19 protein-coding genes and 1 pseudogene are annotated in these 21,645 nt (G+C 40.1%); 10 read left to right on the top strand and 10 right to left on the bottom strand.

Annotated features, from left to right (window positions below):
* Positions 1-122 precede the first annotated feature (122 nt).
* The 3 genes from cls to F1E73_RS12940 all read right to left on the bottom strand — a co-directional run bounded on the left by cls (position 123) and on the right by F1E73_RS12940 (position 3,311).
* A complete protein-coding gene (cls, locus tag F1E73_RS12950; protein WP_150452124.1) occupies positions 123-1,586 on the bottom strand; it encodes a cardiolipin synthase in 1,464 nt (487 codons plus the stop codon).
* On the bottom strand, positions 1,587-2,552 hold the full coding sequence (locus tag F1E73_RS12945) for a lytic transglycosylase domain-containing protein (protein ID WP_086476545.1): 966 nt from the start codon (positions 2,550-2,552) through the stop codon (positions 1,587-1,589).
* 96 nt (positions 2,553-2,648) lie between these two features.
* On the bottom strand, positions 2,649-3,311 hold the full coding sequence (locus F1E73_RS12940) for an alpha/beta hydrolase family protein (RefSeq protein WP_150452123.1): 663 nt from the start codon (positions 3,309-3,311) through the stop codon (positions 2,649-2,651).
* A 138-nt stretch (positions 3,312-3,449) separates the two neighbouring features.
* Between F1E73_RS12940 and F1E73_RS12935 the strand changes: the two genes are divergently transcribed.
* Positions 3,450-3,743 (top strand): N-acetyltransferase, encoded by a 294-nt coding sequence (locus F1E73_RS12935; protein ID WP_086476547.1) that lies wholly within the window; start codon positions 3,450-3,452, stop codon positions 3,741-3,743.
* 119 nt (positions 3,744-3,862) lie between these two features.
* On the opposite strand, the gene mtaB is transcribed toward F1E73_RS12935, so the two are convergent.
* The 3 genes from mtaB to F1E73_RS12920 form a co-directional block, all read right to left on the bottom strand.
* Positions 3,863-5,194 (bottom strand): tRNA (N(6)-L-threonylcarbamoyladenosine(37)-C(2))-methylthiotransferase MtaB, encoded by a 1,332-nt coding sequence (mtaB, locus tag F1E73_RS12930; protein ID WP_086476564.1) that lies wholly within the window; start codon positions 5,192-5,194, stop codon positions 3,863-3,865.
* A gap of 147 nt (positions 5,195-5,341) precedes the next feature.
* Complete coding sequence (locus tag F1E73_RS12925; RefSeq protein WP_150452122.1) at positions 5,342-6,517, bottom strand: GlmU family protein; 1,176 nt, start codon at positions 6,515-6,517, stop codon at positions 5,342-5,344.
* Positions 6,518-6,586: 69 nt separating this feature from the next.
* Complete coding sequence (locus tag F1E73_RS12920) at positions 6,587-6,838, bottom strand: type B 50S ribosomal protein L31 (protein WP_086476549.1); 252 nt, start codon at positions 6,836-6,838, stop codon at positions 6,587-6,589.
* 168 nt (positions 6,839-7,006) lie between these two features.
* On the opposite strand from F1E73_RS12920, the gene F1E73_RS12915 reads away from it, so the two are divergent.
* The 7 genes from F1E73_RS12915 to fumC all read left to right on the top strand — a co-directional run bounded on the left by F1E73_RS12915 (position 7,007) and on the right by fumC (position 16,624).
* The gene (locus F1E73_RS12915; protein ID WP_086476550.1) at positions 7,007-7,531 is read left to right on the top strand and encodes a DUF4199 domain-containing protein; all 525 of its coding nucleotides are present in this window, start codon (positions 7,007-7,009) and stop codon (positions 7,529-7,531) included.
* Between the two features lie 35 nt (positions 7,532-7,566).
* Positions 7,567-8,529: a glycosyltransferase family 2 protein gene (locus F1E73_RS12910; protein ID WP_086476551.1), complete on the top strand. Its 963-nt coding sequence runs from the start codon at positions 7,567-7,569 to the stop codon at positions 8,527-8,529.
* A gap of 40 nt (positions 8,530-8,569) precedes the next feature.
* Complete coding sequence (locus F1E73_RS12905; RefSeq protein ID WP_150452121.1) at positions 8,570-10,279, top strand: phospho-sugar mutase; 1,710 nt, start codon at positions 8,570-8,572, stop codon at positions 10,277-10,279.
* A complete protein-coding gene (locus F1E73_RS12900) occupies positions 10,279-12,099 on the top strand; it encodes an ABC transporter ATP-binding protein (RefSeq protein WP_150452120.1) in 1,821 nt (606 codons plus the stop codon). The genes F1E73_RS12905 and F1E73_RS12900 overlap by 1 nt, the downstream gene beginning before the upstream one ends.
* Positions 12,100-12,347: 248 nt before the next feature.
* A complete protein-coding gene (locus F1E73_RS12895; RefSeq protein ID WP_150452119.1) occupies positions 12,348-14,522 on the top strand; it encodes an endonuclease MutS2 in 2,175 nt (724 codons plus the stop codon).
* Positions 14,523-14,647: 125 nt separating this feature from the next.
* Positions 14,648-15,058: a thiol-disulfide oxidoreductase DCC family protein gene (locus F1E73_RS12890; RefSeq protein ID WP_150452118.1), complete on the top strand. Its 411-nt coding sequence runs from the start codon at positions 14,648-14,650 to the stop codon at positions 15,056-15,058.
* 165 nt (positions 15,059-15,223) lie between these two features.
* Positions 15,224-16,624, top strand: a complete 1,401-nt coding sequence (gene fumC / locus F1E73_RS12885; RefSeq protein WP_086476556.1) for a class II fumarate hydratase — start codon at positions 15,224-15,226, stop codon at positions 16,622-16,624.
* Positions 16,625-16,694: 70 nt separating this feature from the next.
* Here the strand turns inward: fumC and F1E73_RS12880 are convergent, their stop codons facing one another.
* Positions 16,695-17,582, bottom strand: a complete 888-nt coding sequence (locus F1E73_RS12880) for a hypothetical protein (RefSeq protein WP_086476557.1) — start codon at positions 17,580-17,582, stop codon at positions 16,695-16,697.
* 162 nt (positions 17,583-17,744) lie between these two features.
* On the opposite strand from F1E73_RS12880, the gene F1E73_RS12875 reads away from it, so the two are divergent.
* Both F1E73_RS12875 and F1E73_RS12870 read left to right on the top strand, forming a co-directional pair.
* On the top strand, positions 17,745-18,218 hold the full coding sequence (locus F1E73_RS12875) for a GNAT family N-acetyltransferase (RefSeq protein ID WP_086476558.1): 474 nt from the start codon (positions 17,745-17,747) through the stop codon (positions 18,216-18,218).
* Positions 18,219-18,229: 11 nt separating this feature from the next.
* Positions 18,230-19,030, top strand: coding sequence for an MBL fold metallo-hydrolase (locus F1E73_RS12870; RefSeq protein ID WP_086476559.1), 801 nt, complete (start codon positions 18,230-18,232; stop codon positions 19,028-19,030).
* An 80-nt stretch (positions 19,031-19,110) separates the two neighbouring features.
* On the opposite strand, the gene ettA is transcribed toward F1E73_RS12870, so the two are convergent.
* From ettA to F1E73_RS17630, 3 genes and pseudogenes are all read right to left on the bottom strand, one after another.
* A complete protein-coding gene (ettA, locus tag F1E73_RS12865) occupies positions 19,111-20,802 on the bottom strand; it encodes an energy-dependent translational throttle protein EttA (RefSeq protein WP_086476560.1) in 1,692 nt (563 codons plus the stop codon).
* A 318-nt stretch (positions 20,803-21,120) separates the two neighbouring features.
* Positions 21,121-21,303: a CAL67264 family membrane protein gene (locus F1E73_RS12860; RefSeq protein WP_086476561.1), complete on the bottom strand. Its 183-nt coding sequence runs from the start codon at positions 21,301-21,303 to the stop codon at positions 21,121-21,123.
* Between the two features lie 72 nt (positions 21,304-21,375).
* Positions 21,376-21,645 (bottom strand): annotated as a pseudogene (locus F1E73_RS17630) (Gfo/Idh/MocA family protein); the annotation flags it as partial.

Raw genomic sequence — 21,645 nt, 5'->3', positions numbered from 1 at the left:
TGTTCCCTGCTTTTTGTTTTTAGCGCTAAAAATTTCGCAGTTATTATTTATATTTTATCAATGCCAATACGAGATAAGTATGAATCGTGTTGGCATTCTTTTATTCCAACAAACACTTCAGATTATAACAAGGGCGCCCAAAGTCTACTGAAAGACTCTTTTAATTTGCGTTTAAGCCCCCTATTTTCCCATCGCTCTAAATATACCTCTTCACAATCTTCCAGATCTAACTGAAATTGGTTTCCCATCTGCTGATTTACCTCCCTATTATAGAGTAAGGCATTAATCTCGAAGTTCATGGAAAAGCTTCTATAGTCCATATTAGCCGTACCAATACTGGTAAACATATCATCTATGACCAAGGTTTTAGCATGCACAAAGCCTTTGTGATACCGGAATATTTTAATCCCGGAACGCAAACACTCCTCTATATAGGAATCGGTAGCATATTGTGCCGCCCAAGAATCCGATTCGTATGGAATGATGATCTTCACCGCTACCCCACTCCTAGCAGCCGTAGTAAGCGCAGTAAGAATGGAATCGTTAGGCATAAAATAAGGGGTGGTGATTAATACGTGATCTTTAGCGGTATTAATCATACAGAATATGGCCTCCATAATATTGGCCCAATCACTGTCTGGACCACTTGCTGCCATTTGGATTGCAACAGGTTCTTTGGTGTTGGGCTTCTCTTTAGGCAATAGGGCCGCTTCTATTTCCTGTTCTTCCTTAGAAACGAAATTCCAACTTAGGATAAAGGAAGACTGCAAGGCTCCAACTGCACCCCCGGTAATGCGCAGATGGGTATCCCTCCAATATTTTTCGTTGTCAAAGCTATTGTCATACTTTTGATCTACGTTGATACCGCCAACATACCCTATCTCCCCATCAATCACCACAATTTTTCTATGGTCCCTATAGTTGAGCTTACTGGTAGAATTGGAAAATAAGACCGGTAGAAATGCAAAATGCTGCACCCCGCTTTTTGTAAGTCTCTTTTTGTTCTTGGACGAGATATCGCTCCCTACATCGTCGTAAATCAACCTAACCACAACCCCTTCCTCGGCCTTTTTACAAAGGAGATCAATGATACTTTCTCCCAATTCATCATCGAAAACCACAAAATATTCCAAATGAATATGTTCTTTGGCTGCCTCCAAATCTTTTCTGAGATGCTTAAACTTCTCTTCCCCGTTTATAAGGATATTCACCTCATTATCGAAAGTAAGAACTGCCCGCTCATTATTCTTCAACAGGCGATAAACCTTAAATATCCCTTCCCCGAACAGCGATTCAAGGTCGTCTCGCTCTTCTTTATTGAGACTAATTTTATCTTTCCACTTCCTCAGTCTATCATCATCTAGCAGGTACTTTTTTTCAAATATCTTGTCCTTTCTGTAATCCTGCCCAAAAAAGTAATACACCAACAGCCCCACAAAGGGAAGTACGGCCAAGACAAAGATATAAGAGAGTGTTTTTACCGGATTCTTATTTTTAAGTACGATAAAAACGGAGAAGAATATTACCAATACATAATTCACCCCTAAAAGGATCTTCCATACATTTCCTTCTAGGAACCCAAGCATTTATTTGGAGAGTTTATAGTATCCTTTGTTAGGTATTTCTATGGTATACTTCTTTTTGGAAGCATTGTTAAGATGCGCCTCCCTTAACCATGGATTATGACGCTTTAATATCTTATAATTGATTTCATATGAATGGGCGAAGTCTGCAAAATCTGCAATAGGTTCATCAATTTCAACGGAGAAAGTGGGAACCATTTTATATAAATCCTCCTTCTCTAGATGAAAGCCATATTTCTCGGGATTGGAGAGAATCTCTTTTATTGCCAATATGCGAAACACATAACGTCCTGTCTCCTGCCCTAATAGAAGATCGTAATAATCTTCTACTTTCTGGGTCCTCATATATCTTTGCATTCCTGCAGCTCCGGCATTATATGCAGCAGCGGCCATCGTCCAACTCCCAAATCTCTCTTTAGAACGTTTCAGGTACTTACAGGCCACTTCGGTAGATTTTTCCAAGTGATATCGTTCGTCCACATTTTTATTGATCTCCAAACCGTATTCCCTTCCGGTAGCACTCATTATTTGCCAAAACCCGGTAGCACCTGCAGGAGAAACCACATTTTGCAGTCCGCTTTCCGCTAAGGCCAAATATTTAAAATCGTCCGGAATCCCATTTTTTTTCAATATAGGCTCTATAATTGGGAAATATTTATGGGCTCTTTTTATAAACAACAACGCATTGGACTGCCAATAGGTATTCACCAAAAACTCTCGGTCTACCCGCTCCATGATATCCGGATCATCCAAAGGCACCGTTTCACCAGCAAAATTTAATCCTTCAGGTATATCAACGGCCGTAATTCGGTATCCCGTATTCACCTCCGACTCACTGGCAATACTTTTTTCATTGGCCAACTCCGCTGCCGAAGCCTCATCCACAGTACTGTTTTTAACGGCAAACACCAACGTACTCCCCACAAAAACAACTCCTAAAATCATCAAAATATTCTTCAAAATCTTCATATCGAACGTTCTTTAATTCTTTCCTACACAGTTAACGGTTGAGGCATATACAACTTTAACACTCAACTCTTTCCAAAGATATTAAATCCGACGGGCTTATCGCAAAATAATTGACGGCAAGTTTTCATTAAACCAGCGATATCTGTGAATTATCATGGTATGGGTGCCATTTTTAACCTGTATACAATCCTTAATATGATTTATGGGAAAAACAGGATCCTTTTCCCCATGGATATGCACCACATTTTTGGCCGGTTCCGTCTGGGACCAATTTACAATTTTGTCTATAGACCAATCCAGGTAAAATTTATTCCTAACCGAAAGGTATCGCTCATAGAGTTCCAGGCGCTTTAGGACCGGTTCCCCAAAGGCATATTTTGCCACTAACTCCATATTATTTACCAAACCCGTTGGCAAGAGCTTATGAAGCTTGGTGTATTTAGCAAAAACCATTCGCTTTGGCAGTTCGGAATTCTTTTTTACACTAGAGATAATAATCACTTTTTTTACTGCAATATGCTTAGCCATTTCCTGCACCAATATTCCCCCAAAGGAAACCCCCACCAAGACCGGTTCTGGATGTTTAATGAGCTTACACATTTGCAGGGCATACTCTTCTAAACCTATATCGGCAGTAGGGATTTCCCAATCTAGGTAATGTTGAACAAAGGTATCCTCCGATAGCTGTATATTTTCAAAAATTAAACTATTCGCAGCCATTCCTGGCATAAAATAAACATGTGTTTTACTACTGTCCATCACGTTAAGGATATGCTATTTAAATAGGAAAATATCTTTTTTATCATTAAATTTACAATTGGTAATTCTTTATGCACTACCTGGTTTGATAATTCAGCATTATACTCCAAAACTAATGATTAATAAAATTCAACCTCTATGAATGAAGTGGAAATTACAGACAACAGTTTCTTGCGTCAATTTGAAGCTAGGATCAATGGGCATTTGGCCAAGATAGAGTACGCGTCGCAGGAACGTAAGGTCTTTTTAACCAAACTGCATATTCCGGAAGAATTACAAGAAATAGAAATACAGGAAGAGTTTATTAGAAGTGTTTTAAATCACTTACAGGAACAAAATCTACGAGTAGTCCCTACCAGTCCTGAAATAGCTAGCTTTTTGAAAAAGAATAGGCAGTATCACGAAATGCTCCCGGTCGGAATTAGAATATAATATAAAAACCGCTTTTTAAAGCGGTTTTTTTTGTGTTTTACAGTCAGTTTCCTTAGCCTTTCTCTCTTAATATAGCAGCAACAATCAATCCTTCTCGCAGTCGCATATACTAAGGATTACTACACACTAGCACGCACCGATTCTAAAATAGTACATCTAACGAGGCCATCTTCTGCTATTTCGGTCAGCTTCACCTCTTGCAAGGTATTGCTTAAACTAGGGTCCCACGGAAATTTAACTTTTACGTAATTCTCGGTAAATCCGTGTATATAACCTTCTTTGTTTTCACTTTCAAACAAGACCGTACGCGTGGTACCCAGTTGCCCTTCATAAAATGCCCTTCTTTTTTTAACAGAGAGGCCACGGAGCATTTTAGATCTTTTACTTCTTACTTTTTTGGGCACCACCCCTTCCATTTCCGCTGCTAATGTGTTATCCCTTTCCGAATATGTAAATACGTGCAAGTAGGAGATATCCAATTCGTTTAAGAAATTATAAGTGGTTAAAAAGTGCTCTTCGGTTTCACCTGGAAATCCTACTATGACGTCTACCCCGATACAAGCATGGGGCATTACCTCCTTAATTTTGTTAACGCGATTTACATATAAATCGGTTAAATAACGCCTGCGCATCAATTTTAAAATTTCATCGCTACCACTCTGGAGGGGAATATGAAAATGCGGTACAAATGAATTACTATCCGCAACAAACTCTATGGTTTCATTTTTTAGCAGGTTGGGCTCAATGGAAGAAATCCTTAATCGATGTATACCCTCTACTGTATCTAATGCCTTTACCAAGTCTAAGAAAGTATGGTCGTGCTTTTTGTTGCCAAATTCACCCTTGCCATAATCCCCAATATTCACTCCCGTTAGGACAATCTCTTTAATATCTTGTTCTGAGATTTCCTTAGCATTCTTCAATACATTCTGTAAACTATCACTACGAGATATTCCTCTAGCCAAGGGAATGGTACAGTAGGTACATTTATAATCACAACCGTCTTGCACTTTTAAGAACGCCCTGGTTCTATCTCCAATAGCATAACTACCAACATAAAAATCGGCCTCCTCAATCTCACAGGAATGCACCTCTCCGTAATCGTTTTTGGACAGGTCGTTCACATAGTCGGCAATATTAAATTTCTCGGTAGCCCCCAAAACAAGATCTACCCCATCCACTGCCGCCAAATCCTCGGGTTTCAATTGAGCATAGCAACCTATAGCCGCAACAAAGGCATCCGGATTTACTTTTTGGGCCTGCTTTACTATTGTCTTAAAGCGCTTATCGGCATTATCCGTGACCGAACAGGTATTTATTACATACATATCTGCATATTCCGAAAAATCTACCCTAACAAACCCCTCATCCGTTAGGTTGCGCGCTATTGTTGAAGTTTCTGAAAAATTGAGCTTACAGCCCAATGTATAGAAAGCGACCTTTTTTTTCATATCCATCTCTCTTTCACCAAATTGCGATCCAATATGGTTCCCTTTTAAATTCTGCTAATTGCGATGCAAATATACCAATAATCCAAAACCTAGTCCAAAGAATAGTGATAGAGTATTTAGAGGTAGCTATTTAAAACAGCCTTAAGTTTATTCATTACGCCATTTCTTGGTATCCTCATAAACTTGCGTCAGGATTTTGGCATCCATCTCATTAAACTCCACATTTCGTCTGGCCATCATCACTTTAGCCGCTTCAAAAGCCTTTTCGGGTTGGTAGGTAGTAAAGCCTGTTGCACCACCCCAACTAAAACTAGGAATGAAATTTCTGGGAAATCCTGGTACATAGATATTGCAGTTCACCCCAATTACGGTCCCTGTATTAAACATGGTATTAATAGCCGTTTTACTGTGGTCTCCCATCATTAGCCCACAGAATTGCAATCCTGTTTGCTCAAAGGTCTCGGATTCGTAATTCCACAATTTAACCAAGGCATAATTATTCTTAAGATTGGAGTTATTAGAGCTAGCTCCAATATTACACCACTCCCCCAATACTGCATTTCCCAGGTATCCTTCGTGCCCCTTACTGGAATAACCAAATATTACCGAATTACTGAGCTCTCCAGACACTTTACTATAAGGGCCTACGGTGGTAGCCCCATAAATCATGGTTCCCATTTTTACTACTGCCTTTTCACAAAGCGCAAAACCACCTCGGATAAGATTCCCTTCCCATACTTCCGAGTTTTTGCCTAAATAAATAGGCCCATCAGTAGCATTTAAAACACTGAACTCTACCTTTGCCCCTTCTTCCAAGAAGATGTTTTCCGGACAAATTAGGCTATTGGTTTTAGAAATAGGAGCACTCTTCCTGCCTTCGGTGATCAATTTAAAATCTGCCTCCAAGGCTTCGGCATTTTTTGAGAAAATATCCCATGTATGCTCTATCCTTAAAACCTCACCATTATATTCTATGGCATTATAGGTGGAAAAATCTATCTCCTCCTGTGTTTCTTTAGCATAAAAAGCAAGAATCTCCTCATCATAAAGGATAAGTTCATTCTCTTTAAGTTGGGTAACCAGCTCTACCAGGGAAGGATTAGGCAAAAAGGAGGCATTGATCAGCACATTATCTTCCATTTCCACTAAGGGAAATTTCTCGGACAAATAATCTTCTGTAATTGTGGTAGTAGTACTACCTAGATATTTCTCCCATTTTTCCCTAATGGTAAGAATACCAATTCTTATATCTGCTACTGGCCTGGTATAGGTAAAGGGCAATAATGCCGTTCTAACCGATCCGTCGAAAAGAATGTAATTCATACAACTAATTTAAAACAAAAAAAGTCACGCATAAGCGTGACTTTCTAACTTTTTAATAAAAAAAAAGTCTTATTTCTTAAACTTACTGTATTTGTTCTTGAACTTATCAATACGTCCAGCGGTATCCAACACCTTGGCTTTTCCAGTGTAAAAAGGGTGTGATGTTCTAGAAATCTCTAGTTTTATCAACGGGTATTCCACTCCATCAACATCTAAAGTCTCCTTGGTGTCTGCCGCAGACTTAGTAATAAAAACCTCTTCATTGGACATATCCTTAAAGGCTACCAATCTATAATTTGCTGGATGTATATCTTTTTTCATTGTAATAACGTTAATTCCTTCTTGATTTCGAGCTGCAAATTTAATTGTTTTTCTGAAATTAGCAATTTATAATCTCAAAAAAAGAAAAATAAAAATTACTTACCTTTCTTTGTAACAAAGATAGTGAAAGAAACACTAACATTAAAAACATCTAAATCTTAAATAAATATGGAAATGGTTAAGCCCAATACTGGGAAATTTGCCTTGACGTACGGAGGTATCCTAGGCGCATTGAGTATTGTATTTGCATTAATGCTATATTCCTTGGACATGCATTACCAAGGAGGAATGATGGTACTGGCGGTAAGCCTTATTTTAACAATTGCCCTCATAGTCCTAGGAATGATCCAATTTAAAAAAGCCAATAACGGTTATATGTCTTTTGCACAAGCCCTAAAGATTGGCGTGGGCATTGGATTGGTAGGTGGTATCATTGGGATCCTCTTTAACCAACTCATGGCTGGGGTTATAGATCCCGATATGATGGACAAGGCCATGACCTATCAGCGAGCGCAACTTTTAGAAACCACCAAAATGACTCCAGAGCAAGTGGACGCTCAAATGGAAATGGGTAAGAAATTCACAACTCCCTCCATGCAAATAGTATTTGGTCTTATTTATAGTGTGGTAATTAGCTTTATATTTTCTTTAATCCCTGCTTTAATTCTAAAAAGATCGGAAACTATTCAGTAATTTGTACTTTTGAACAGATTTTGCATTAGTACTGAATGAATATATCTATAATAATTCCCTTACTCAACGAAGAAGAATCGTTACAAGAACTGCATGATTGGATTGTAGAGGTTATGCAATCCAATCATTTTTTATATGAGATCCTTTTTATAGATGATGGGAGCAGCGACCGTTCTTGGGAAATCATCTCCCAATTGGGCAAGCTAAACCCCAATGTTAAAGGCATACGGTTTTTAAAGAATTTTGGTAAGTCGCAAGCCTTGCATGCCGGATTTAAAGAGGCCAAGGGCGATGTTATCATCACAATGGACGCAGACCTTCAGGATAATCCGGAGGAGATTCCAGAACTCTACAAATTGATCCATGAGGACGGGTTTGATTTAATATCGGGCTGGAAGAAAAAAAGGTATGATTCTATTCTCGCTAAAAACCTTCCCTCCAAATTATTCAATTGGGCAGCACGAAAAACCTCTGGGGTAAAGCTCCACGATTTTAATTGCGGACTAAAGGCCTACAAAAAAGAGGTGGTCAAGACCATTGAAGTATCCGGGGAAATGCATCGTTATATCCCCGTATTGGTAAAATCGGCAGGTTTCTCTAAAATAGACGAAAAAGTAGTACGGCATCAAGCCAGGAAATATGGTAAGACCAAATTTGGTATGGAACGCTTCATCAATGGCTTTCTAGACCTGATCACCATTTGGTTTGTGTCCAAATTTGCACGACGCCCCATGCACCTCTTTGGTGCTCTTGGGGTAATGATGTTTACCATTGGCTTTGGATTTGCCATTTATCTAGGAATAGATAAACTCTTTATAAATCCTTTTGGAAGCCTACTTACGGATAGGCCACAGTTCTTTTTTGCACTTATTGCCATGGTGATAGGGTCCCAATTATTTTTAGCGGGATTTCTAGGTGAAATTATGGTAAGGTCCAGAAAAAATGAAACACGCTACACAATATCGGAAGGAATTAACCTTCCACAAAACAAATTATAATTCTTTGTATTTTTAAATACATAATCAAACCATTGAGACCATGGATACAATCGTGAATAAGGCAAAAAGTTGGTTAACGGATTTCTTTGACCCCAAGACCAAGGAGGAAATACAACAATTAATAAACAACAATACCGAGGAATTGAAAGATCGTTTTTACAAGGATCTTGAATTTGGAACCGGGGGCATGCGGGGTATTATGGGTGCCGGGACCAATCGCATCAACAAATACACCCTTGGGAAAAGCACGCAAGGATTAAGCAACTACTTAAAAATTGCCTATCCAGATACCGAATTAAAGGTGGTAATTGCGTACGACTGTAGGCACAACAGTGATACCCTTGCACGAACGGTAGCTGAAGTTTTTTCTGCGAACGGTATTAAGGTCTTTCTTTTTTCCGAATTAAGGACCACTCCAGAACTATCTTTTGCGGTGCGTCATCTAGATTGCCATGCAGGCATTGTACTAACCGCTTCCCATAATCCACCAGAATACAATGGATACAAGGTTTATTGGACCGATGGGGGACAAATTGTTCCTCCACAGGACGGGCAGATAATTTCGGAAATAGACCAAGTTTCCTACGAGGATATCAAGTTTGAGGCAAACGAAGATTTGATACAGCTAATAGGTAAGGAAGTAGACGAGGCCTTTATCAATGCCTGTGTAGAGAACGGAAACTTCAACGCACAAGGAAAGGACAATTACAAAATAGTATTTACCTCCCTCCACGGTACCTCCATTACTGCCATCCCAGAAGTGCTTAAACGGGCAGGCTACAAAAATGTAACCGTTATTGAAGAGCAGGCAAAGCCCGACGGAAATTTCCCTACGGTAAAGTCGCCCAACCCAGAAGAACCGGAAGCCTTATCCATGGCCATAGAAAAGGCCGAGGAAATAGGAGCGGATATTGTAATTGGTACGGATCCGGACTGTGACCGTTTAGGGGTTGTAGTACGTAACTTGGAGGGGAAGATGGAAATTTTGAACGGAAATCAATCCATGATTATGATGACCAAGTTTTTATTGGATCAGCGCAAGGCAAAAGGAATTAGCGGGAACGAGTTTGTAGCTTCTACCATAGTTTCTACCCCCATGATGGATTCCCTAGCCAAAGCCTATGGGGTTGAGTGTAAAACTGCCCTTACCGGTTTTAAATGGATCGCTAAAATGATTAAAGACTACCCCGAGCAACCCTTTATAGGAGGTGGGGAAGAGAGTTTTGGTTTTATGGTAGGTGATTTTGTACGGGATAAAGATGCAGTAACCTCTACCCTATTGGCTTGTGAAATTGGTGCCCAGGCAAAAGCCAACGGCAGTTCTTTTTACAAAGACCTGATAGATTGCTACGTGGCCTATGGATTTTATAAGGAAAAATTGATTTCCCTTACTAAAAAGGGCATGCAAGGCGCCGAGGAAATTAAACAAATGATGAACGATTTTAAGGAGAATCCCGTAGCTTCCATAGACGGTTCTAAAGTAATCACCATTGAAGATTATAATACCGCTACTTCCAAGAATGTAGTAACCGGGGAAGTAACTGAACTGGATATCCCAAAATCCAATGTGTTGATATACATCGCAGAGGACGGTACAAAAATGGCCGCAAGACCCAGTGGAACAGAACCCAAAATTAAATTCTATTTCAGTATCAATGCTCCTTTGGAAAAGGCGGCCGACTTTAAAAACGTGGATGCCCAATTGGATGCAAAAATCGATAGAATCCTAAATGAACTGAAAATTGATTAATGGAGTACTTTAAAAAGATCCTTCGTTTTGCGAAACCATACCGTAAATACGGTTTTTTAAACATTTTCTTTAACATTCTTTACGCCCTTTTTAGTGCGCTTAGCTTTGCCGCTTTGATCCCTATGTTGGACGTGTTGTTTAAGCCCGAAAAAAAGGTATTGCAAGAACCGGTCTATACCAGTTTTGGACAGTTGAAGGATTACTTGCAGGATTATATAAATTACCAGGTAACCGCCTATTCCGGAGACGACGAGATGAAAGGTCTGGTCTTGGTCATAGGCCTGGTACTAGTACTTTTCCTTTTAAAGAACTTCTTTAATTACTTGGCCATGTACTTCATCACCTTTTTAAGGAACGGAGTACTCAAGGACATCAGGAACAGTATGTACCAAAAGATAGTAGACCTTCCCATCTCCTTCTATTCGGAAAAACGAAAGGGAGATGTTATTGCTAGGATTACTTCCGATGTACTAGAAATTCAGCACTCCTTCCTTTCCGTGCTAGAATTGATTGTTCGGGAGCCGCTGACGATCGTTTTCACCATTTTGATTATGTTCGGAATCAGCACCGAGCTTACCCTCTTTGTCTTTATATTTATTCCTATTGCTGGCATGATAATCTCCAGGATCGGAAAATCGCTTAAAAGGCAATCTGATAGAGTACAAAAGGAACAGGGTGAATTCCTTTCCATTGTAGAGGAAACCCTGGGCGGACTACGAGTAATTAAGGCCTTTAATTCGGAATCCAGGTTTTTTAAAACCTTTAGCAACTCTACCAGTAGATTTTTCCATTACTCCAATCAACTGCTAAACCGGCAGAACCTAGCTTCTCCCACGGGAGAATTCTTAGGGATTTTAGTAATTGGGGTGCTATTATGGTTCGGAGGGAAAATGGTATTAATAGACCAAACCCTGGATGCTTCCTCTTTTATTGCTTATATGGGGTTGGCGTATAATATCCTTACCCCAGCAAAGGCAATTAGTAAAGCTTCCTATGGAATTAAAAAAGGAAATGCTGCTGCCCAACGGGTACTTGATATTTTGGAAACAGAGAATCCCATTGTGGAAAAAACCAATGCCCTCTCTAAGACCGATTTCAATACAGGAATCACCCTTCAGGATATCTCCTTTAAATATGAGGACGAATACGTGTTGAGAAACTTTAACCTAAAGGTCCCAAAAGGCCATACGGTAGCCCTAGTAGGGCAGTCTGGAAGTGGAAAAAGTACCATCGCAAATTTGGTTACTAGATTCTACGACGTAAATGAAGGGGTTATTGAAATAGATGGAACCAATATTAAGGATTTCACTAAAAAATCGCTCCGTAATTTATTGGGATTAGTCACCCAAGACTCCATCCTTTTTAATGATACAGTAAAAAACAACATTGGGTTGGGTAAGGAAGGTGCCAGCGAAGAGGAAATTATTGAGGCTGCCAAAATTGCCAATGCCCACGATTTTATAATGGAACTTCCCAATGGGTATGACACCAATATTGGCGATAGTGGAAATAAACTAAGTGGGGGACAGAAACAGCGTCTCTCCATCGCCAGGGCCGTACTAAAAAATCCGCCAATCATGATATTGGACGAGGCAACCTCAGCCCTGGATACGGAAAGTGAGCGTTTGGTACAGGATGCCTTGGAGAAAATGATGAAAAACCGAACCTCCATAGTCATTGCCCACCGACTCTCTACCATACAGAATGCAGATAATATAGTGGTGCTTCAAAAAGGAGTCATTGTAGAACAAGGATCCCATTCGCAATTATTGGAAGCAAACGGGGTGTACAAAAACCTGGTAGCAATGCAGCAACTCTAAAACCAGTATTCATATAAAGGTAGGCCCTCCAGAAGTCATTTCGATTTTCTGGAGGGCTCTCTATTTATGGGAAACTAGCTTAGAGTGTTAGATTCCTAATCATACAAAGCAGAAAACATTCCGGTTTTTCTTGGGTTTGCGAAATAAATAATTAAGGCCGCACCACTAAAAATTCAGCGATACCGCGGTAATATTTAGGCTTTCCATATCGCTCCTATTCCTTACCTTTGAACCGATTAACAGTTACTATGGCAAAAATAAGTTCCAAAACACTTCAAGATTTAGAGTTTCACACCGTTCTTCAACAGCTCTCCGGTAGATGTACTACGGAATTGGGGAAGGAACAGGTCCTAGATATAGCCCCAATAAGAGCCAAAGAAGAGCTCTTGGCCACCTTGGGACAAACATCGGAATACCTATCTAGTTTTACCAATGACAATAGGATACCCGGTCATGATTTTGATGCGATATCCCAAGAACTGAAACTTTTAAGGATAGAGAACACTACCATAGAGATCAGCGGTTTTAAAAGGATAGCAGGTATCTGCAATTCGGTAGCAACACACACCAAGTTCCTTAAGAAGTTTAAGGACTACTACCCATTGCTCCTTCAAGTTTCTGAAGGGATCACCTACCACCCAGAGATTGTTAAATCTATAAATGACGTCATCGATAAATTTGGGGAGATTAAGAATACCGCATCCCCTAAATTACAAGAAATCCGCTCTCAAATAGGGACGGTAAAAGCCAAGATCAATCAAAGTTTTGCTTCTGCCCTTACCACCTATCAGGCATCCGACTTATTAGATGAAATTAGGGAGTCTGTAGTAGACAATAGGCGGGTATTAGCCGTAAAGAGTATGCACCGTAAAAAGGTAAAGGGCTCTCTAATGGGTACTTCCAAAACGGGCAGTATTGTTTATATAGAACCAGAAGCTACCTTAAGATACAGTAGGGAACTCAATAACCTGGAGTTTGAGGAAAGGGAAGAAATCCAGAAAATATTAAAGGACCTTACCCAGCAGACTCAGCCTTATTCCCAGGATTTGTACGACTATCAGCAGTTTTTGACGCAGATGGATATTACGGCGGCAAAGGCCAAATACGCCTTGGAAATGGATGCCTTATTGCCAGAAATCACCGAGGAAAGAGAACTCTATTTAAGAGACGCCTACCACCCCTTACTTTTCCTAAACAACAAGTATAAAAAGGAAAAAACCTACCCACAGACTATTACCCTCCATCCAGAGAACAGAATCATTGTTATTTCCGGTCCAAACGCAGGGGGGAAAAGTATTACTTTAAAAACCATAGGACTGCTTCAATTAATGCTGCAGAGCGGCTTATTGATTCCGGTACACGAACGATCTAAAGTATGTTTATTCACCAATATACTAACGGATATTGGCGACAACCAATCCATTGAAAACCACTTAAGTACCTATAGCTACCGACTTAAGAACATGAACTACTTTCTGCGAAAAGTCAACAACAAGACCTTGTTCTTAATTGACGAATTTGGAACTGGTAGTGATCCCGAACTGGGCGGTGCTTTAGCCGAAACATTTTTGGAGGTATTTTATGAACGAGGTGCCTATGGCGTAATTACTACCCACTACTCCAATTTAAAACTTTTGGCAAACGAACTCCCCCATGTCACCAATGCCAATATGCTTTTTGATGGGAAGTCTTTAGAACCCACCTTTCAATTAGTCTTGGGCCAGGCAGGTAGTTCCTTCACCTTTGAGGTAGCGCAAAAAAATGGGATTCCCTATAGCTTAATCAATAAGGCGAAAAAGAAAATAGAACGCGGGAAGGTGCGTTTTGATGCCACCATTGCCAAACTACAGAAAGAACGTAGTAAAATGGAGAAAACTGGATCTAGATTACAGGAAGAGGAATCTAAAGCTAGGACGGAGGCCCAGAAGTTGGAAGACCTCAACTCCAAAATTAAATCCAAATTGGAAAATTACCAGGAGTTATATGACCACAACCAACGGATGATCTATTTGGGAAATAAGGTAAACACCGCTGCCGAGAAATATTTTCAGGATAAAAAAAGGCGCCCCTTAATCTCAGAACTACTCAAGATCGTTGAGACAGAAAACAGTAAACGGAAAAAGAAATCCCCAAAGGAGGTAAAGGCACAAAAGGAGAAAAAAGCCAAAGTAGAACAAGAGGTAATAAAAAAGGTAGAGGTAATCCGCGAAAGAAAAAAGGTGGCAAAAAAGAAGGCCGCGGTAGTAGAAAAAAACAAGCCTCGCCCTATTTTCAAAATTGGCGATCGGGTACGGATGATGGATGGAAAAGCGGTAGGAAGTATAGACAACCTAGAGAAGGACAAGGCCATCGTAAATTATGGCATTTTCACTACCAATGTGAACGTAGATCAACTGGAATTGGTGCAGGCGGCTAAAAAATAACTCCGAACCCCTAACTTCTTGCAACCAAACATTGCGGGGATGATCCCTAAAAAAACGATTATTAACCCTATAAGAAGTATTTATAACTATTGGAATTTAGCTTCCAGCCACTATATCTTTGCAAAATGGAAACAAATCAAAAGAAAATTCTATTGTTTGACGGTGTGTGTAATTTATGCAACAACGCTGTTCAATATGTAATAAAAAGAGATAAGAACGATTTGTATAGGTATGCCGCTTTACAGAGTGATATTGGGCGTAAATTAACTGCCGACCGTCATATAGATACCTCCCAGGTAGACTCCATCATTTTGATAGAACCTGGAGTGGCTTATTATACGAAGTCTGCCGCCGCTCTAAAAATTGCTAAGTCTTTTGGCGGACTATGGGGTTTGGCAGCTATTCTGGAATGGATTCCGGAAAGCCTAAGCAACGTGGTGTACGATTTTGTTGCTAAGAACCGCTATCGTTGGTACGGGAAAAAAGAGGCCTGCATGGTTCCCACCCCAGAACTGAAGGCCAAATTCCTGGACTAGTCCCCATATCTTAAAAAAATAGCAGTCCCTAAGATTCGTAACCTACTAATGAGATAATTAAAAGACATAAGTAATAGGAACTAACACGGCAAAGCTGAGGAATAAACTTTCTTTCTTGGGCATATAAGCTTAAATTTGTAACAATCATTAAACGGAATATCAATTATGGAATATCGCATTGAAAAAGATACCATGGGCGAGGTAAAGGTGCCGTCCAACAAATATTGGGGAGCACAAACCGAACGCTCCAGAAACAATTTTAAAATTGGTCCTCCGGCTTCCATGCCTTTGGACATCGTTTATGGTTTTGCCTATTTAAAGAAAGCGGCCGCTTACACCAACCATGAGCTAGGTGTTTTAGAAGTTGAAAAAAGAGATCTTATAGCCCAGGTCTGCGATGAGATCTTGGAGGGTAAGCACGATGATCAATTTCCGTTGGTAATTTGGCAAACAGGTTCTGGGACCCAAAGCAATATGAATGTGAACGAGGTGGTTGCCAACAGGGCCCATGAAATTGCTGGCAAGAAAATTGGCGAAGGGGAAAAGACCATTCAACCTAACGATGACGTTAACAAGTCGCAGTCCTCTAACGATACGTTCCCAACTGGGATGCATATTGCCGCGTACAAGAAGATTGTAGAGACCACCATCCCTGGAGTTACACAACTAAGAAACACCTTAGATAAAAAAGCAAAGGAATTTGCAAAGGTGGTAAAAATAGGACGTACCCATTTAATGGATGCCACTCCCCTAACCTTGGGACAGGAAATTTCTGGTTACGTTTCTCAATTAGATCACGGTTTACGAGCCCTTAACTACACACTAGACCACCTAAGTGAATTGGCTTTGGGAGGTACGGCCGTAGGTACTGGTTTAAACACCCCAGAGGGCTATGATGTATTGGTAGCAGAGTACATTGCCAAATTTACAGGTTTACCCTTTAAAACCGCTGAAAACAAGTTTGAAGCCTTGGCTGCCCATGATGCCATGGTGTCTACCCACGGAGCACTAAAACAATTGGCTGTAGCCTTAAACAAAATTGCCAACGATATAAGAATGATGGCTTCTGGCCCTAGGTCTGGAATTGGCGAAATTATAATTCCGGCCAATGAGCCTGGGAGTTCCATTATGCCTGGAAAGGTTAACCCCACTCAGTGTGAAGCCCTAACCATGGTATGTGCCCAAGTAATGGGGAACGATGTTGCGATTTCTGTTGGGGGAACACAAGGCCATTATGAGTTAAACGTTTTTAAACCAATGATGGCAGCCAACCTATTGCAATCTGCTCAACTACTGGGTGACGCTTGTGTAAGTTTTGATGAGCATTGCGCATCGGGAATAGAGCCCAATTACGAGGTAATAGAGGAGTTGTTAAATAATTCCTTGATGCTGGTAACTGCGCTTAATACAAAAATAGGGTATTATAAAGCTGCAGAGATTGCCAATACGGCCCATAAAAATGGCACCACCTTAAAAGAGGAGGCTATTAACTTGGGGTATGTAACCGCTGAGCAGTACGACGAATGGGTTAGACCGGAAGACATGGTAGGAACCCTTAATAAATAAACTTCACAATCTTCAATAAAAAAGGCCGATCTGTTGCAGATCGGCCTTTTGATTTGATGGGTGGATTTCCTTATTTCAATTCGAACTTGGAAGTGCCCAATAGTTTCAATCCATTATCATAGACATTCACCATATAATTTCCTTTCTGAAAATCACCGGCAGGCTTATCTATAAAGTCGCACACATCTAAGGCACGGTTCTCATAATAGAATTCGGTCCCCTTACTATAGGTTATAGATGCTCCCGACTCTGAGGTTTGGGAGAAGCTTTCACCCAAAACATTTCCTTGTGGATCCAAAACCTCGATAAAAAATTGTCGGTCTCCCGCCTGAGCAATAACATTGTCTGCAACAGTGAAACAAACTTTTAGTTTATCTGTAGCTCTTGCTCTAGAAGTAGAAACCAATTTACCATTTCTTCTTTCCCTTACCGCATCTACGCTAAACTTAGAAAGATTTAAGGTAGATCCTTTTTCAAGTACGTCGGCCAATTGGGTGTTCTGTACCACTAAAGAATCATTAAAAATAGTTTGTTTCTCCAATTCCACATAGGTACTATCCCTTTGCATAGCCAAGAAGGTGTTAGATCTGGTTAAGGAATCTACTTTTCTCAATAGCTGCTCGCGCTCTTTGGTTAAAATTCCAACTTGCTTTCTATATCTGTACAGACTTGCGATGTCGGATTTCATGGTTTTAACGGAATCTATGTATTTTGCAATATTATCCCTAGCCGTTACCAATTCTTCGTTGGTAGCATTGCTTTCCAAAATTGCTTTGTCATATTCCGATTTTAAACTAGTGAGATCCTCAACCACCAATTCTTTCTCTTTAGTGAGCAAGGCCTCATTTTTTTGCTTATCCTGATAAAGACTTACGGTATATATAATTACACCCAGTAAAATTACAGCGAGCAGCCCCGCTATAACCTTCAACCCATTATTGCTTTTTGTTTCAGTCATGATTTTAGTAATTAATTAATTTTCTTTGGTTAACTTTAATTTGTTTGTATCATACATATATACGAAAAGGTTTCGTTTTTAGATTTTTTTGGCAAAAAAAATAATTTATCCCTAAAAACTAAGATCCTTATATTAACTTTATAAAAACCGAATTTCAATACCATGTCCTTAGAAATTCTTCCTTTTGAGTCAGGCAATTCCGATCATGCTCACAGTTTTAAAATCTTAAACGAAGCATGGTTAACCAAACATTTTTATCTAGAGCCTAAGGATCAACAACTTTTAGCCAACAGTGAAGCTAATATAATCAATAAAGGCGGTTATATTTATTTTGCTCGGTTGAATGGAGAAATTATTGGTTGCTTTGCACTATTGCCCCATGCCTTTGGGGAGTATGAATTAAGTAAAATGGCGGTAGATCCCACTTACCAAGGAATGAAAATTGGGCAAGCCCTATTACAGCATGCCGTAGAAGTAGGAAAGAAAAATAAATGGAAGAAGCTGATGCTATACTCCAATACCCGCTTAAAAAATGCCATTCACATCTATAAAAAAATTGGTTTTAAAGAGGTTGTACTGGAAAATGACCTGCCCTACGACCGGTGTGATATAAAAATGGAATTGGCTTTAACCTAAAATCAACTATCATGAAAAACAACTATCTGTGTATCACGTTTTTATTTTTATGTATAGTTCTTAACGCGGGCTGCAAGGAAAAAACAAAGTCGGCCCCCGTCCCAACCAATACCCCACCATCCATCCAAGAGAAGGAGGATAGTTCTCTAAAAATTATACCAATAGAGCATGCATCAGCAGTTCTCATCATGGAGGATACTACCATATATATAGACCCTGTTGGGGGAGCGGAAAATTATAAGGAGGTGCCAGATCCGGATATTATCCTCATTACCGATATTCATGGCGATCATTTTAGCTTGGAAACCTTGGAGGAATTGAACACCCAAAATTCCAAAATTATTCTTCCTCAGGCTGTTGCCGATCTAATGCCTGCAAAGTTTACGCCTCAAATAGACATCTTAGACAATGGTGATCAAAAACTACGATCGGGTATTTTAATAGAGGCTATTCCCATGTACAATTTAAGGGAAGAGGCATTGCATTTGCATCCTAAAGGCAGGGGAAATGGCTATGTAATTAGTAAGGACGGTCAGCGTATTTATTTTTCTGGGGATACCGAGGATATTCCGGAAATGCGAAATCTTGCGCATATAGACATTGCCTTTATTTGTATGAACCTACCTTATACCATGACTGTAGAAAAAGCAGCCGATGCCGTCTTGGACTTTAGACCAAAACAGGTGTATCCCTATCACTATCGCGGTAAGTTTGAGGTGAGCGATGTGGCCTTATTTAAGGAATTGATAAATGAGAATAAGCCAGATATAGAAGTGGTTCTATTAGATTGGTATCCCAAGGCCGATTATTAATTCCTAAGCAGGAAACCCACTAAAGAAAAAATCCGCCATAACCTTTGGGCTAGGGCGGACTCTTAGAACAGAAGTTAATTCTAGCGGATTAACTTTTTGTATTTTAATCGCTTTGGAATGGTATCCCCACCCAAGCGCTTCTTTTTATTCTCTTCGTATTCGGAGAAAGATCCCTCAAAGAAATAGACCTGAGAGTCTCCTTCAAAAGCTAGGATATGGGTACAAATCCTATCCAAAAACCATCGGTCGTGGGAAATAACCACCGCACATCCGGCGAAATTTTCCAATCCCTCTTCCAAGGCACGTAGGGTATTCACATCCAAATCGTTGGTAGGCTCATCCAAGAGCAATACATTCCCTTCTTCCTTTAAGGTCATGGCTAGGTGCAAACGGTTACGCTCACCACCAGAAAGCATACTTACCTTCTTGTTCTGTTCACTTCCAGAGAAATTAAATCGACTTAAATAAGCCCTGGAATTCACCTGTCTGCCTCCCATTAAAATAAGCTCTTGCTCATCACTAAAGTTCTGCCAGATGGTTTTCTCTGGGTCAATATTAGAATGACTTTGATCTACGTAAGCGATCTTTGCCGTTTCCCCTACCTTAAACTCTCCTTTATCTGGAGTTTCCTCTCCCATAATCATACGGAAAATAGTAGTCTTACCCGCTCCGTTAGGACCAATAACCCCAACAATACCCGCCTGTGGAAGATTAAAATTAAGGTCTTCATAAAGCAACTTATCGTCATAGCCTTTACTTACCCCATTGGCCTCAATAACATTGGTCCCCAAGCGCGGACCATTTGGAATATAAATCTCCAGCTTTTCGTCTAACTGCTTTTGATCCTGACTCATCAGTTTATCATAATTCTGTAAACGGGCTTTTTGTTTTGTTTGACGCCCTTTAGCACCTTGTCTCACCCATTCCAACTCTCGCTCCAGTACCTTCTGACGCTTGGAAGCTGTTTTGTTTTCCTGTGCCATACGTTTGGACTTCTGATCTAACCAGCTAGAGTAGTTTCCTTTCCATGGAATTCCTTCGCCACGGTCTAATTCCAGTATCCATCCCGCAACATTATCTAAGAAATACCTATCGTGGGTTACGGCAATAACCGTTCCCTTATAAGCAGCTAAATGATGCTCTAACCAGTGTACGGATTCTGCATCCAAGTGGTTGGTAGGCTCATCTAACAATAATATTTCGGGTTCTTGCAATAACAATCTACACAAGGCAACACGTCTCCTTTCTCCACCGGAAAGGACACCAATCTTTTTATCGGAATCCGGGGTACGCAAAGCATCCATGGCAATTTCCAATTTGGTATCCAATTCCCAAGCATTGCTAGCATCGATCTGATCCTGTAACACAGCCTGACGATCCATGAGCTTTTGCATCTTATCGGCATCCTCGTATACCTCTGGAAGCCCAAACATATCATTAATCTTATTGTACTCGTCTAGGATGGCAACCGTTTCCGCAACACCTTCCTTCACCACTTCTAAAACCGTCTTGTCCTCATCTAACTGTGGTTCTTGCTCTAGGTAGCCCACCCTATAACCGGGCGAAAAGACTACATCTCCCTGAAAATTCTTGTCTACTCCGGCTATTATCCGCAACAAGGTGGACTTACCGGAACCGTTGAGACCTAAAATTCCAATTTTAGCTCCGTAGAAAAAGCTTAAATAAATGTTCTTAAGTACTGGGGTATTCGCAGTTTTATAAGTTTTGGTAACCCCAGACATGGAGAAAATCACTTTCTTATCGTCTGACATATCTTAATTAATGTGTTTAATGTTCATATCCTCTCATTTGGACCGTAGTCCGTAGTATTCCTTTACTATTGTAGTGTACTGGACTTTTTTAAGGATAACTCCTCATTTCCTCCAGAAATCAGCTATTGGTATTGGCGATAGCTTATTAAGGTTGGTGCAGAAATGCTAAAAGACCTCTACCTAACCCATTATCGTCTCCCATTTGCCATAAATTCTTTACCGACATCAGAAAATAAAAAATAGCCTAACTACCTTTTACAATGGGACCTAAATCTATTTCAATACAGCTCCAAATCTATTTTTCGCCAATTAGGAACGCTATACCCTACCCTTAAGGGCATTAAAAACCCAAGCTATAGCAAAGAAGCCTATACCTACAGAAGCAAATCCCCAACCGGCAACCTCATCATATCTAAAAGCGCCCAAAGCAATAAGTGCCAGCCCAACAACAATCATTATAAAGGTTGCCCAGGCCAGTACCGTATTCTTATTCATTCCCATGTTTAATTTAGTTTGATTTGTAGAAGGTCAAATATCGTAATTATTATAAGAATATTTCGGTCTATTTACACTTTATTCGGAGGACGGAAAATGTATCCCATTTTGATCCCTTATCGTATCCATTAATCCAATCAGATCCAAGCTGTTTTGATGACTCCAAAGGCTACTCTCTAATTTCCCCTCTGCAAGACAGGCGTGCACTTCCTTTATCTCATAAAAGTATCCCTTGCCTTGAGTAGGGAGTCTAAACGCTTCTTGCTGTTGTTCTTTTTGAACACTATATCCTTGGGCCTGGTGCCATCGTTCAGGAATCGTAATAATTCCCTTTTCTCCTGAAATCTG

The sequence above is a fragment of the Arenibacter lacus genome, from assembly GCF_008711145.1.
In the GTDB taxonomy this organism is placed as follows: domain Bacteria; phylum Bacteroidota; class Bacteroidia; order Flavobacteriales; family Flavobacteriaceae; genus Arenibacter; species Arenibacter amylolyticus.
The sequence above is the reverse complement of the archived record's forward strand: the minus strand, read 5'-3'. Positions and strand labels throughout refer to the sequence as shown.

Bases quoted from the DNA above. Each gene is read 5' to 3' on its own strand.
- F1E73_RS12935 (WP_086476547.1), top strand. From the start codon at position 3,450: ATGAATGAAGTGGAAATTACAGACAACAGTTTCTTGCGTCAATTTGAA.
- F1E73_RS12905 (WP_150452121.1), top strand. From the start codon at position 8,570: ATGGATACAATCGTGAATAAGGCAAAAAGTTGGTTAACGGATTTCTTT.
- F1E73_RS12875 (WP_086476558.1), top strand. From the start codon at position 17,745: ATGTCCTTAGAAATTCTTCCTTTTGAGTCAGGCAATTCCGATCATGCT.
- mtaB (WP_086476564.1), bottom strand. From the start codon at position 5,194: ATGAAAAAAAAGGTCGCTTTCTATACATTGGGCTGTAAGCTCAATTTT.
- F1E73_RS12860 (WP_086476561.1), bottom strand. From the start codon at position 21,303: ATGGGAATGAATAAGAATACGGTACTGGCCTGGGCAACCTTTATAATG.
- F1E73_RS12890 (WP_150452118.1), top strand. From the start codon at position 14,648: ATGGAAACAAATCAAAAGAAAATTCTATTGTTTGACGGTGTGTGTAAT.
- F1E73_RS12925 (WP_150452122.1), bottom strand. From the start codon at position 6,517: ATGAATTACATTCTTTTCGACGGATCGGTTAGAACGGCATTATTGCCC.
- F1E73_RS12900 (WP_150452120.1), top strand. From the start codon at position 10,279: ATGGAGTACTTTAAAAAGATCCTTCGTTTTGCGAAACCATACCGTAAA.
- ettA (WP_086476560.1), bottom strand. From the start codon at position 20,802: ATGTCAGACGATAAGAAAGTGATTTTCTCCATGTCTGGGGTTACCAAA.
- cls (WP_150452124.1), bottom strand. From the start codon at position 1,586: ATGCTTGGGTTCCTAGAAGGAAATGTATGGAAGATCCTTTTAGGGGTG.
- F1E73_RS12895 (WP_150452119.1), top strand. From the start codon at position 12,348: ATGGCAAAAATAAGTTCCAAAACACTTCAAGATTTAGAGTTTCACACC.
- F1E73_RS12945 (WP_086476545.1), bottom strand. From the start codon at position 2,552: ATGAAGATTTTGAAGAATATTTTGATGATTTTAGGAGTTGTTTTTGTG.
- F1E73_RS12920 (WP_086476549.1), bottom strand. From the start codon at position 6,838: ATGAAAAAAGATATACATCCAGCAAATTATAGATTGGTAGCCTTTAAG.
- F1E73_RS12880 (WP_086476557.1), bottom strand. From the start codon at position 17,582: ATGACTGAAACAAAAAGCAATAATGGGTTGAAGGTTATAGCGGGGCTG.
- F1E73_RS12870 (WP_086476559.1), top strand. From the start codon at position 18,230: ATGAAAAACAACTATCTGTGTATCACGTTTTTATTTTTATGTATAGTT.
- fumC (WP_086476556.1), top strand. From the start codon at position 15,224: ATGGAATATCGCATTGAAAAAGATACCATGGGCGAGGTAAAGGTGCCG.
- F1E73_RS12910 (WP_086476551.1), top strand. From the start codon at position 7,567: ATGAATATATCTATAATAATTCCCTTACTCAACGAAGAAGAATCGTTA.
- F1E73_RS12940 (WP_150452123.1), bottom strand. From the start codon at position 3,311: ATGGACAGTAGTAAAACACATGTTTATTTTATGCCAGGAATGGCTGCG.
- F1E73_RS12915 (WP_086476550.1), top strand. From the start codon at position 7,007: ATGGAAATGGTTAAGCCCAATACTGGGAAATTTGCCTTGACGTACGGA.